This is a genomic window from Actinotignum urematis, assembly GCF_051264595.1.
Taxonomy (GTDB): Bacteria; Actinomycetota; Actinomycetes; order Actinomycetales; family Actinomycetaceae; genus Actinotignum; species Actinotignum timonense_A.
In genome coordinates this window covers 1-12,772 of the sequence record NZ_JBOZBG010000009.1, presented here as the reverse complement: position 1 = coordinate 12,772, position 12,772 = coordinate 1, and the positions used below count along the sequence as shown (strand labels likewise).

Below are 12,772 nucleotides of genomic sequence, written 5' to 3'. Positions count from 1 at the left end.
TAGCCGCGCGCCGGCGACGCCGCCGGGGCGCGTTAGTTGTTTGTTTCGAAGGAGACGTACTCCCGACGAAGCCGGCTAGAGCGCCTGCGTCTTGCTGTTGTGTTCTTTTGCCCATCACTAAACCCCACATCATCTATCTGGTGGTAGAGGTAGCGGCGCCGCCCGAAACGGTACTCCCACGCATAACCCACATACTTTTCTGCGGGTATGCCCATCGGGCGCCACCACCCAAACATCGCCGCCGGAACCATCACCGCGAAAACGATCACGACACCGAGATCGTCAAGTCCGGCCCGCAAACAACCCCAATAAGAAAGGACAACTACCGGGAGGGCGATGCTCAACGCCCCGAGCTGACGCCACGAGAACCCAAACAAGACTTTCGGCTGGTAGGCCGTCACCTCGCGGTAAACATGAACCTCAAAAGCCATGGCTATATTGCGATGGTTTTGAAGAGCTGGGCGGCAGCCACAATCATGACCCCGCCAAGCGCCTGCCACATGCCAGTCTGGGTCTGCTGACCATCATGGCTACGCAAGCCCCCCGCCAGCGTGATCACGCCCCAAATAGCCCAAATACCACCACCTGCGGTAGCGAATTTAGTGAAGAGCTGGAGTACAGCATTCAAATCCATGGTCTTTTTCCTTTCAAAAACGAAAGCCTGATTAAGGGTGGTTATGCGGCGTGCTTCGCCACATACCCGCGCTTACGGGTAGCGGCCACGCACAGCCCGCCAGCCGTGATCGCCGCCAAAGCCAGATATGCGCTCGACGCCGAAGCGCTACCCGAATCAGCAAGCCGATGAGAAGCCGCAGCATATTTGCCCGAATACGAACCGGCAGAGCGCGCAGCGGCGCTATACACCCGCCCCTCATCGGTATCCCACTCATAAGAAGAAGACGCCTCTACGCCCGGTGCTTCATCCTCGACGCTCGGCAAAGTATCGCTACCTGCGTCAGGCGAGGGAACACCCGGCTCCGGGACAGGCTCCGGCGCAGGTTCAGGTTCAGGCGCGGGATCAGGTTCGGGGCTGGGCGGCACAGGAGCCGGCTCCTCGCCCGGCGTGGGAGGTGCAGGAGGTTCCGGCACGGGTGCCGGCTCGTCCCCCGGTTGGGGTGGCTCAGGAACATCTGGCACCGCCGGGCTGTCGTCTCCTGGCGTTGGCGGGGTATCCCCCACATCACTCGGTTCCGCCGCTCGAACGGAGGCCGTTCCCGCGTCCCTTACAAGCGGCGTCTCACCAGCCGCCACAGCCCCGGCCGTGGGAGCCGTTACTTCTGGTGCCAGCTCTGCCGCGTTGGCTGCCGGCAAAGCAAGGAAAGCCAACGTAGACACAGCAATAGCAGTCGTTGTTTTCTTCATTCTTTTACCTCACAAAAACGTTTATTTTCATGGCCACATGTTTCGAAAAAAGTGGGGGCTGGGCCGGCCAGCAATAGCCGGCCCAGCCCCTCTTTACCCGTGTACGCGCCTCGACCATGGAAAACACGCGCACACGGAGCACTTACTCACCCCGAGTTACCCCGGGTGAGTCTGGTTGGTTAGGCGCGCTTGCGGCGCACGAGCCACACACCACCAACAACCAGACCCGCGGCTGCGAGAGCAGCCAGGGTGATACTGGCGCCAGTGCGGATCAGCGAGGGAGGAGCCGGCGGCGTCGGAGGTGTCGGAGGTGTCGGAGGCGTATCTACGCTCACCGTCTGAGCGGAATCCTTCAGATCGTGATGGACCGAGATGGTCTTGCCGTCTTGGGTCACGGTTTCGAAGACCACGACTTTCTTGCCCGCGAGCTTGCTCGCATCGAAAGTGATGTCAATCGAGGCGCAGTCGTTCGCGGCCGCTGGAATAAACTTCGAGGTAACCGTCACCGGCTTGCCGTCCTTGTCGAGCAACGCATCGCCGTTATCCAACATCAACGCGGTCGTAATTTCATACTCGGTACCCGGCACCAACGTGCCGGAAACATCGCACACCTTGTCCGTAATCACGGCGTTAGGCACCGGCGCGATCACCTTGTCACCATCGCTCTTGTCGGTCGCGGTGGTTGCCAGCTTCGAGAACGTCACCGTCTGATTGAGATCGTTGATGTCGGCGTGGACAGCGATTTCACGACCATCCTGCGTCAGCTTCTCAAACGCAACCGTCTGCTTACCCGCAAACAGGCTTCCGTCCACTGTGAATACGACAGTGGCGGTGCCGTTCGGTGTCTCCGGCACAAACACAGCCGTGGAAACAATCTTGGTGCCGTTTCCGTCTTCGAGCGGCTTACCGGTTGCCTTATCCATCAGAGTTCCCTCAAGCACGTATTCCTTACCAGGCTTGAGATTCTGGTAAGAGACCGTATCGACAAGCTCCACCTTGTCGGTATTCGGCGCCACGTGCGTGTTCTCATGCGTCAAAGTGGTGTGAATCGACGGCTCAGGGGTGATGGTGAATTGCTCCGTCACGTCCTCGACGCTCGTCGTGAGTGGCTGGACGCGGTCATCACCAGCAAACGACGAAACGAAAACATAGGTGCCCGGCAGATTTTTACCATTAGCGTCTTGCTTCACCAACCAGGAAATTTCACCCACGCTGGGGTAGAAGCCGTTGCGGGCGGGAATTGTGACCGTTTCGCCGATCTTTTCTGCCCTATCGCGGTTGGCCTCGGTAACGGCAAGGCCGTGGGGGAAGAACAACACCTCATGCGAAATGGTCGCGGTGTCGGCCTTGAAACCCATCCCACCCGCGAAATCCGGATGATTAGCAGGGAGTCCCGTCACCCACACATCATCGACCAAATAGGTACCCGACTTGGTGTCGCGGATAGACAAGGTGGAGTCGATCTGTGCGGGGTAACGCACCGACGTGGTCTCGTCCGGCAGGCCAAACTGGTCGGCCCACCCTGGCTTAATCCACTTCGCGGAATCCGCGGGCTGGTCTTCAGCCTTGACTTCCCAAACCCAGGTGACAAACCCGGCCTTTACTGTGGGCTGCGAGAGCGTGGCCTTGATCTGGCCCGGCCCATTAGCTACGACCGTGACAGATTCAATCAGCTCCGCACTGGCCGGCACAGAGTCCGTGGTGGTCGGGAGTTCGGTCGGGGAAACATAATATGCGCTCGCCCGGTAGGTCACCGGCACGAAGGTGCCTTCATCAAACGACGCGCCAGGCGCAACGATGCGTGTCCATTCACCATCCCGATAAGCCGGGTCGGCCTTAGCCTCGAACGTATCGGACAACATTGTGCCCTTGTCGATTACTTTCGCGTCAGCCACGTTCGAGGTGCCGAGGGGGCGGAAGTCGAAATTCTCTGATGTCGTTTCTGCTTCCAGTCCGTAAGAATCCGCCCAGTTCTGGTGAATATACTGGCTGTTCGCGCCTTGCTTGGCTTTATCGACCGACCAAACCCAGCTCACGTAACCACGCTTGGGTGTGGTTAGCTTCGCTTCCAGCTTCTGGCCCTCACCCGTGGCTGTAACGTCCACGCTGCCGAGGACTTCGGCACCTGCTGGGATGGTGGTGCTGGTGGTGGGCTTTTCACGGCCCGCCCAATACGCGGTCGCGGTATAAACCACAGGAACCGGCTGGTTGTTTACCTGCGTCCACTGCCCATCACCATAGGACTTATCAACCGATGTGGTGAGAGTGTCCGAAATGGTGCCGTCAAGGTTGATCTCCTGGCTGGCGGCTTGGCTGGTGCCGGTGGGTTGGAAGTCAAAAATCACACGCCACGACGGCCCAGGCCCTGTGATGGTCTCAGGATCGTTCGCCGGTCGGTTGCCGTACGTGATCATGTCCTGGATGGAGCCATCTGAGCCGTACTTTGTGAGAGTCGTGCGGAACTTGGTTTTGTAAGCGTAATCCGCTTGAACAACGCCATTACCGCTGGCTTTCCATTCGAGAGTGATAGGGCGATCTTGTGTAACGCCCTCCCATACCGTGCTGCCGCTCTCCTTGAAAACGGCAGGCCCTGTGAGCGTGATTTTTACGGGGATATTGGGAACCCAAAAATCAGCGTTATCAGGATGAATACCGATGTTGAATAGCTTTCCCTCGCGTTGGCTCTCACCCTCTACGCGGCCGGCTTCGTAGCCGACGGCGGCACTGTTACGGGCCTCGGCAACGTATTGAATGGCTCGTGCCCACACGTCCGGCTGTTGGGTTTGCGTTGCCCCGGCGATTTCATGAGCCACCGAGGCGGTGTTCTCGAAGTTCGCGTGCATGAGCAAACCCAACGCCGCGAGATTTTCGTTATCTGTGGTGTTGCCCTGGTACTTGTTCAAAAGCCAAGCGGCCTGCGGTGTCGTGAGCGCCAGCTCGGGCACGTGCTGCGCGGAATCCGTCAAGGTCGCAATTGAAGTCAAATCATTCGGCCCCGGGTCGGCCTTCTTCCCATCAATACACCACTGAGGCGAAGCATCAATCCCTACCCCGCCAATCTGCGGAGTCTGGTTAATATGCGGCCCAAGCCGCAAAGCACCCGAGGCATTGATACCGATGAGGTCAATGCCGCGCCCAACCGTGGAATCGTAAGCCGCCATGGCACTCCCGCCAAGCAAGCTTGAAATTATCAGAGTAAATACCGCAAGGAGCGCGGCAAGCGTCCGGCCTCCTGGCCGGGCATGTGTGGTCGCTGCCATAATGGTAACGAGTCCTTTCTATATCGAAATGTTTAAGGTCATTGCGAAAAACTGGAGGGATTCACCGGCTCGGTGCTTGTTGGCGCAAGCACCGAGCCACCTTTTGGTTTTAGGGGCATTCGTAAGTCCAGCTATTGCCATTGGAATCCGTACCCGCGCAGAAATTACCTCCGGTCGAGGTGTCTACCCATCCGTCATTGTCAGCAGGGGCAGGCTCGGGAGCTGCGGGAGCAGGTGCTGGCGCCACCGGAGCCGGCGCAGGAGCTGCCTCATAACCAGAATCCGAGTTGTCGCTCCCCCACGAAGACGACACCGACGACGAAGACGCTGACGAGCCAGCCGAAGAAGCGGCCTGTTCGGGCTGGACTGCCTGGTCAGGCAACGCAACCGTCCCGATAGCGGCGCGAGTCTTATTCATCGCATCCTCCAAGTCATGAATCTGGAAACCCAAAGCCGCAACACGCTCTTGAACCTCACGCCACCGCATCTCACCGTGCTTATCTCGCACCCGAGCGCATTCTTCCTCTAGGCCGGCTGCTTTCTGGTTCATCGAGGTGATAATCCCACCATCAGCAACCTTGCCAGTCGCCTCACCAGCGAGCTGACGCGCTTCGCCCAAGACCTTCTCACACCGCTTCAAGACCGAGGTACCGTCCTCGCCCTTACCAGTCACATACCGAGTGACCTTCTTAGAGAAAGCCTCATCGAGTTCGGCCATCTTGGTTTCGAGTTCGCTACCCCACCCGCGCAACACGCTCACACGCTCGGAAATAGCGGTCGCAGCCGCGCGTGCCTCCTTAGCACCAAGAGTCTCGGCCTTGCGAGCATCTATAGGCTTGGCCAGTTCGCCCTCAATCGAGGCACGCAACTCAAGCGCCCTAAAACAGCTCTCGGGATTACCCCCGTCGTTAGAGCACTGGACAGGCTGGAAATCAACCGTCTTGATCTGTTCCTCCAGGGAGGTCTTCACTTCCGCATACTCCGCCGCCGCTCGCGTGTAGTCAGCACGGGCATCCTTAGTGGCCGATACCCCACGCAAATACAGCGCGATACCGACGATGAGCGCGATAGCGATAATTCCTATACCGGCAAGCACATACGCCTTCCGGTTCTTGATTCGGGTGATGTCCATGGTCTGGTTCTTCCTCGTAGTTTGCTTCTTCTCTTGTCTCTAATGGTGCCTTACCGTTACGACACTTTAAACACCCCGAAGCGTGTTTATGCGTTCGCGTATCGCGCGGAGGTTTTCCTGCCCGCCAACCTGGGAACCCACGCCACTCTTAGTGTCTGGTGGCTGGCGGGCAGGAAGACTAAACACCGCCAGCGAGGCCGCGCCCGGCTTTTCTTCTGGAGCCGGCGCTACCGGCGCGGGCGCTGGTGGTTGTTTGGTGCCGCGTGGCTGTTTAGACGCAATATGCCGGATCCGATAAATCACCAGACCCACTGGATTCTTCGCGTCCGCCGGGAATGGGTTGTTATTCAAAGCGTTGTAGATTGCGTGTTTCGTCCAGCCGTGATCGAGTGCTTCCTCGAGATACCCGGTGGCACGCTCACGACCCACCCCTTTCAGCAGATTCGCTAGCGGTGCGGGTACACACTCATCCACCACATCAACACCCGCAGGGACTTCGCGGCGTTCCCGACGCTCACGCACCATCCCCTGGCCCGTGCCGGTTGTGCTTGCGGTATCTGCCGACGCGGCTGCTGTGGCTTGCGTTGGAGAGGTTGTCATGGGAGTATCCGAGATCACCACCCGACCATCCGCGCCCCGGAACCGATAACCCGCGGCTTCCAGCTCCGAGAGGGCTTTACGGGTGCGGGCCTCACTCAAACCACGCCCCGCCAGTGCCCGATAACCCGCCGAAGCATTCTCACCCAGCCCCAGGCAGTAAACCGCCAACGCTAGAGCATCAAACGAGAGCCGCTCATCTTCCAGCAGTGCCTTGGGCACGCCGACGACACTGCGTTCAACGTGTGTGTCCATAACAACCTCCCTCCAAAAACCTCAAAAACCTAGTGTGTGGCTACCGCTACCGTTTGGGGTAGTTCGGCCAAGATCATTTGCCGCCACGCCCGAGAAAGCCGCGGGTCATCCCGAATCCGAGCCTCAAACACCCGAGCCTCACCCGGCGCAACCCTTTGCGCCTCGGTGAGCAGGCCGGTGAGTTCGTCCATCGAATACCCCCGCGCCGCCCGCTGGTTGGTTACTGGCGGGGAGGCAGCGATCTGGCGAATCCGATACGCCACCAAACCCCCAACATTCCGGACATCGCCCGGAATCGGGGAGCTATTCAAGAGCCGGTAAACCTGGCTTGCAGTCCAGCCCGCATCTAACGCGGCCCGCAAATCACGGGCCACCACTTGCAAGCGTGAAGGAGCAATAAACCCGGCCAGGCGCTCGGGAACACAAGACGCCACCACAACCGCATCCCCCGCCGCATCCACGCCCGGCCCCTGTGGCGTCGTCGAGTCCGGCCCGGCAGGTGCTGGCGTGTGGGTAGCCACGACAGTGGCACCCACCACGCCTTGCTGGCTTGGGTCACCATCCACACCAACCACACCCAAACGAGAATCATCTGCTGGCGTTTCAGGCCGGGCTGGTTGGTTGGATTTAATCCCTTCTGAACGTAGTGAAGAAGGGTATTGGTTTAAGGGGTACCGCTCACCGACGGACGATAACCGGTACCCCGGAGAACAATCACCTGTGGATAACCCGGTGTCGCCAACAGACACCCCCACGGTAGCGTTTTGGTTTTGGCGGTTTTCCGCCACTTCACTCCGAGGTACCGGAACCGGTACCCCGGCCACACCACCTATGGATAACCCAGGCATGTCGCTATGTGTATTCTCGTCACTGGAGGCTTCGTCCGTGCCGTCGGCGATGGTGATCGGATGACCGTCCACGTCCAGCTGGACGACTTCCTCACCATCGGGCCGCGGGGATACACACGCCACCACATCGCCGCGCACACTCTCCGGAACTTCAAGAAAAGCTTCCTCAAGACTGATCGGCTCACTAGAAAGCACCGTGACCGTCGCGAATGTTCCACGCCCACCAGCAACACGGAACCGATACCGCAAACCGGCAACCTCGAGTTCTTTGAGCGCGGTAGATACCGCACGCCGGCCGAGTCCGAAATGCCCGCTCATCGAGTCCCGAGTCTTCGGAGCGTGGGGTGGCATCGAGAGCATATAGACGAACAAGCCGAGCGTCGGGGCAGACAAGCGCACGCCCCACACGACATCATTCGTCATCCAGGTGCCGCCGCGGTTTTTCCGGGTAACGAAGAGATCACTACTCACGGGTGTTCACCTCCCCCGCTGTTCGTGTTGAAGAATAGGGCTGGCTGGCCCTCTAGGAGTACCGAAGGCCAGCCAAGCCCGCGCGCCAATGGGAAGCGCGCCCCCAACCAACCCACGCATAATAGAAGAAGCAAACCAACTATCAGCGTCGATGGAAGGGAAGAACATAGAACTACTGGCGGTTACCATGGGATTATCTCCAGCCACTCGCTGAGATTTTCCGCAGCGATCTGCGAGGACGCGGGCGGGAAAACCGTCTCTCGGGTAAGGATGCCCGGCGACGTGAAAGCCGCGACCTTCAAGCATTCCCCACCAAGCCACGTACCAATGCAGGTGTCCGTGCGGTTCGCGACTATAAGCCCCACAAGCGGGTCAATCTGGGAGTGGGAAACATACACATCCTCACCCTCGCTAGCGTTGGGGCCAAACGCCGGAGTCGTGCGGTAAGCCAGGCCGCACACCAGCCACGGCAAACACCAACCCCACAGCTCCTCCGGGAGTGCGTTCAGGTTGTAGCCCAGGCGAATCTCGCCGCCCTCCACGCACACCTTAAAATGCTCAAGCACCCGACACGCTTTATCGAAGTGTTCTTCGGGTACGCAGTCCACATCGAAAGCTACATACACCCACGGGTCACACACCCGCATGCCCAGTTCTGGCGAATACACGCCCTCATCGCCGATATTCAAATTCCAGCACTGAATAACAACCGACTGCCCCAACTCCAACGTCGTGTCCATGAGGTGCCTACCCGAAAATTTCCAACTGGCCCGGCAGAGCCGCGCCTGACACCTCGCCGGCATTATCCGGCGAAGCATCCTCCGCAACCGGCGCAAGAATACGATCAACCTCCGACTTAGGGATGCGCCATTGGCCGGACGGAAGTCTTACGGCGCGGATATCGTTCTCGGAGCACCAGCGTGTGACAGTAGTACGGCTTACACCCATAAGAGAAGCAACTTCTCTCGTCGTCAAAATCCGTTTAGGCACCATACCCCCTAGTTGCGCTACGCTCATCTGGTTGCAAGCCTATATGGTGCGGCCAGATGCGTCAAGACGTGCGAGTTGCGCGTGATGCGACTGGATGGTACGCTATAGGCATGTCAATCGCCGCTGAAGAACTAAATCTCACGAGCGACGAGGCCGTTGGCATTAATGTCATTCTCTGGCTTCGCCGTCGCGGAAAACAACAAATGGAGCTAGCGAACTGGCTCGGGCTCAATAAGGCAAGTGTTTCGCGGAAAACTTTGGGTAAAACTCCATGGTCAGTGCAAGACCTTGTTTCTACCGCAGCTTTTCTGGATGTGCCTATCTCCGCACTTCTTCCCGACTCCGTTGTAGAGGAAGAGCAAAAGAAAAAGGCCCGCACATCCGAAGATGCACAGGCCGTTCAGAGCCACCTGAGAGAATCGAACTCTCGACCTATTCATTACGAGTGAATCGCTCTGCCGACTGAGCTAAGGTGGCACGCTACCCGCGGCTAGCCGCGTATGCGGCCAGTTCACAAGGCAACAGATGCATACTACCCGGCCGGCGCACGGGCACGCAAACCCCGGCGCCGTGAGCTAGCGAACGTTGAAGGCGGGGTAGGGCAACCGGGCGGCAGGCGCGGCGTCGTCGTAAAAAGAAAGGAAAGAAAAGTGTTGCTCCCCGGGGCGAGAGTCACATGAACTCGCCTCGGGGAGCAACATGGGGATTACAACATCCCCAGATGAGCACACCGACCACCACAACCGGCGGCTCAGGCCTATAAAGTTTTTGACAATCAGCCCTGCTTGAAAGCCTATTCAAGAATGGCCGCGTCAGCACATACAAGCATAACGCCCCGGCGCTAAGGGAGCAAAGAATTGCGTTCCCTATTTATGTGTACAACTTCACTACGGGACCGTAACTTCGTGAAATTTGCAGCAATTCCATGTTGGCCTGGGACGATAGGCCGATATCAAGCGCACGCCCCGGCCCGCGCAGCCCGGCATTCACGCACCTCACTCACCCCGCCGGCCGCTCGCCGCGAATCGCGCGCTCACCACGCTAACGCGCCGGGCAATTGAGGTTCTCCGGGACGGCTCCGGTGAGGTAAAACTGGCGAATCGGATCATCGATGCACCGGCCCGCGGTCCCGAAAGCGGTATGCCCATCACCTTCCCAGGTCACCAGCACGCCGGATTCTAAATCCTCAGCGAGGGACTTCGCCCAAGCCTGCGGGGTAGCCGGGTCATACTTGGTGCCGATCACGATAATGGGTGCCGCACCGGCCGCGCGGAAGGGCCCCGGATTCTCCTTCGCCTGGGTGGGCCACACCTGGCACAGATCCGAACCCGCGTAAGCATCCCCGAGCAGCGGGCCGCCCTTGGTAGCACGGGAGGCTTCCTCCAGTTCCGCATCCGTGGCGGGCCGGTAATCCGCACAATTAATAGCCCAATTCGCTTCCGTGGAATTATCCAGGAAATGCCCGTCGCTCGGATCGCGGTTCTGCCCGGTCAGGGCGATGAGCTGGAGAACCGTTCCCTTATTCTGCTTATCGACCTCCGAAATTCCCTCCATGAGCACCGGCCACAGCATCTTGCTGTAGAACGGAATAGTGAAAGCCGATAGCGCCTGCGCGCCGGTAAGCGGCATATTCGGATTCCCGGTGGGGATCGGGGTGGCGGTTGCGGCGTCGATAATACCGCGCATATGCGCGATACTCTCATCCACGCTCCCCTTCAACGGGCAGCGCGAACCCTGTTCCTGCTGGCACCATTCCACGAAACGGCGCGCGGATTCTTCGAAACCACGCGTTTGATCGGTGGCAAGGCGGGCCGTACCCAAGGTGGTGTCGACGGCGCCGTCGAGCACCATACGCCCCACGTGAGCAGGGAAAAGATCCGCATACTGCGCGCCCAGGAACGTGCCGTACGAATAGCCCAGGTAGTTGAGCGAGCGGTCCCCCACCAGGTGGCGCAACACATCGAGATCCTGCGCCGCCGAACGGGTATCCACGTACTTGAGATACTCGCCGTTTTTCTCCTTGCAGCGTTCAGCCACCCGCCGCGCATCCGCGGCCTCTTTCGCGCCCGCCTCCGGATCGGAATCCGGGTAGGTGGTATCCACGAGCTGCTGCAATTCCGCATCCGTGAAACAGGTTATCGGGGTGGATTCGCCCACCCCGCGCGGGTCAAAACCGATGACATTATATTTTTCGACAACATCCTTGCCCAGAGAAATCGAGGCTGTGGGGAGCAAATCAAGACCCGAACCCCCAGGGCCACCAGGATTAATAAAAATAGAGCCGACGGCGCTGCCACTCGCCTCTTGTTTCCGCATCGATAATTCGATGGTCGCCCCTTCCGGGTCCTCATAATTCATGGGAACCTGGACGCGAGCGCATTGATCTTTGCCGCAAGAAGTCCATTCCACCCGCTGCTCATAGAACCGGGCGAGCTGCGCCGGATATTCGGGCAACCCGCCGGTGGAGGTATTGCCGGTGCCGCCACGCACCAGGGCATTATTGGCACACCCGGAGACTAAAAACAGCACGGCGCCGAGAGCAGCAAGAGTTCTTTTCACGTGTCTAGCGTACGGGAGCAAGCTGGTAATAGGCAGGAGGCCGCCATAATTTCGCTAGCCGTGCAATTACTGCATTTTCGCGTCTCGGGCATTGCGCGGGCGGTCACCCTCTGACAGACTGAATGTGACGCTCACTACACATATTGAGAATGTCGCGTCCACGCCCCAACCTGCGTGCCCACGTAAAGGAGGAAGAATGAAGGCTATTCGCTACTACGGCAAGGAAGACGTCCGGCTTGAGGATATTCCTGAACCTGAACTCCGGCCGGGAACCGTGAAGATTTCCCTGGCGTACAACGGTATTTGCGGCTCTGATCTGCACCTGTACTTCGATGGAGTCATGCCACCGGCTCCCTCGGCTGATGAACCCCACCCCATTTCCGGAGAAACTCTTCCGGTGGTTTTCGGCCACGAATTCTCCGGAACTGTGGATGAAGTCGGCGAAGGTGTCACCAAGGTCAAGGCCGGTGACCGCGTTGCCGTGGAACCCTTTATGGTGTGCGGGGAATGCCCGGCCTGTAAGAAGGGCATGTACAACCTCTGCGAAAAAATGGGATTCATTGGGATTTCCGGGCGCGGGGGCGGCCTGGCTGAAAAGATCGTGGTGGAGGAACGCTGGGTTCATAACGTTGGCGATATTCCGCTTGATCAGGCCGCTCTTATCGAGCCGCTTTCCGTTGGCCATCACGCGGTTGCACATGCCGGCGCCGCTTTCGGCAAGGCTGAAGACAAGGTGGCCGTGGTGGGCGGGGCCGGTCCGATTGGGCTGCTCACCGCCGCGGTCCTCAAGGCTTACGGTGTGAAAACCATCGTGTCCGAACCTTCCGAAATTCGCCGTAACAAGCTCAAGGAAGTGGGGGTTGCCGATCTGATCGTCAACCCGGCGGAAGAGGATCTGCTGGAGAAGGTGAAGGAATTTACCGACGGCGTGCTCGCGGACTTCGCTTTCGATTGCGCCGGGATTTCCGCGGTGGCCGATCAGCTTCTCAGCGTGCTCACCACCGGCGGGCACCTCGAAGTGGTGGCCCTGCACGTCCATCCCTTCGAGCTGGATCTTATGGGTGCCATTATGATGCCCGAACGCTCCATCAGCGCGTGCATTGGCTACTGCAATGATCACGAACCATCCATCAAGCTGGTGCAGGAAGGCAAGGTCAACCTGGAGCCGCTCATCACCTCGAAGATCACCGCTGATCGCATCGTCGAGGATGGCTACAAGCGCCTGCAGGGCAACCCGGGCGAAGTGAAGATCCTTGTTTCGATGAAGTAGTTCGATGGGGTAAGGAGTAGCGGGGGGG

The 12,772-nt window shown here is 59.0% G+C and carries 12 protein-coding genes and 1 tRNA gene; 2 read left to right on the top strand and 11 right to left on the bottom strand.

Annotated elements, in window-relative coordinates; translation table 11 throughout:
- Positions 1–32: 32 nt before the first annotated feature.
- From ACRQDJ_RS05400 to ACRQDJ_RS05360, 9 genes are all read right to left on the bottom strand, one after another.
- Positions 33–431 carry a PrgI family protein gene (locus tag ACRQDJ_RS05400; RefSeq protein ID WP_284883138.1) on the bottom strand — a complete coding sequence of 133 codons (399 nt, stop codon included), beginning with the start codon at positions 429–431 and terminating at the stop codon, positions 33–35.
- A 2-nt stretch (positions 432–433) separates the two neighbouring features.
- Positions 434–634 carry a hypothetical protein gene (locus ACRQDJ_RS05395; protein ID WP_435711122.1) on the bottom strand — a complete coding sequence of 67 codons (201 nt, stop codon included), beginning with the start codon at positions 632–634 and terminating at the stop codon, positions 434–436.
- Between the two features lie 41 nt (positions 635–675).
- Positions 676–1,362, bottom strand: coding sequence for a hypothetical protein (locus ACRQDJ_RS05390; protein ID WP_284883135.1), 687 nt, complete (start codon positions 1,360–1,362; stop codon positions 676–678).
- 179 nt (positions 1,363–1,541) lie between these two features.
- On the bottom strand, positions 1,542–4,523 hold the full coding sequence (locus ACRQDJ_RS05385) for a VaFE repeat-containing surface-anchored protein (protein ID WP_257960057.1): 2,982 nt from the start codon (positions 4,521–4,523) through the stop codon (positions 1,542–1,544).
- Positions 4,524–4,731: 208 nt separating this feature from the next.
- Positions 4,732–5,754: a hypothetical protein gene (locus tag ACRQDJ_RS05380; RefSeq protein WP_101657614.1), complete on the bottom strand. Its 1,023-nt coding sequence runs from the start codon at positions 5,752–5,754 to the stop codon at positions 4,732–4,734.
- A 66-nt stretch (positions 5,755–5,820) separates the two neighbouring features.
- Complete coding sequence (locus tag ACRQDJ_RS05375; RefSeq protein ID WP_101657613.1) at positions 5,821–6,606, bottom strand: hypothetical protein; 786 nt, start codon at positions 6,604–6,606, stop codon at positions 5,821–5,823.
- 29 nt (positions 6,607–6,635) lie between these two features.
- On the bottom strand, positions 6,636–7,925 hold the full coding sequence (locus ACRQDJ_RS05370; RefSeq protein ID WP_145989820.1) for a hypothetical protein: 1,290 nt from the start codon (positions 7,923–7,925) through the stop codon (positions 6,636–6,638).
- 182 nt (positions 7,926–8,107) lie between these two features.
- The gene (locus ACRQDJ_RS05365) at positions 8,108–8,665 is read right to left on the bottom strand and encodes a hypothetical protein (protein ID WP_101657611.1); all 558 of its coding nucleotides are present in this window, start codon (positions 8,663–8,665) and stop codon (positions 8,108–8,110) included.
- A gap of 7 nt (positions 8,666–8,672) precedes the next feature.
- Positions 8,673–8,918, bottom strand: coding sequence for a helix-turn-helix domain-containing protein (locus ACRQDJ_RS05360; protein WP_369277840.1), 246 nt, complete (start codon positions 8,916–8,918; stop codon positions 8,673–8,675).
- A 53-nt stretch (positions 8,919–8,971) separates the two neighbouring features.
- Between ACRQDJ_RS05360 and ACRQDJ_RS05355 the strand changes: the two genes are divergently transcribed.
- The gene (locus ACRQDJ_RS05355) at positions 8,972–9,364 is read left to right on the top strand and encodes a helix-turn-helix domain-containing protein (protein WP_435717873.1); all 393 of its coding nucleotides are present in this window, start codon (positions 8,972–8,974) and stop codon (positions 9,362–9,364) included.
- Here ACRQDJ_RS05355 and ACRQDJ_RS05350 read toward each other — a convergent pair.
- Both ACRQDJ_RS05350 and ACRQDJ_RS05345 read right to left on the bottom strand, forming a co-directional pair.
- A tRNA-Thr gene (locus ACRQDJ_RS05350) sits at positions 9,320–9,392 on the bottom strand. The genes ACRQDJ_RS05355 and ACRQDJ_RS05350 overlap by 45 nt on opposite strands.
- Positions 9,393–9,956: 564 nt before the next feature.
- Positions 9,957–11,474 (bottom strand): alpha/beta hydrolase, encoded by a 1,518-nt coding sequence (locus ACRQDJ_RS05345; RefSeq protein ID WP_284903590.1) that lies wholly within the window; start codon positions 11,472–11,474, stop codon positions 9,957–9,959.
- A gap of 196 nt (positions 11,475–11,670) precedes the next feature.
- Between ACRQDJ_RS05345 and ACRQDJ_RS05340 the strand changes: the two genes are divergently transcribed.
- The gene (locus ACRQDJ_RS05340) at positions 11,671–12,744 is read left to right on the top strand and encodes a 2,3-butanediol dehydrogenase (protein ID WP_284903589.1); all 1,074 of its coding nucleotides are present in this window, start codon (positions 11,671–11,673) and stop codon (positions 12,742–12,744) included.
- Positions 12,745–12,772: the final 28 nt, after the last annotated feature.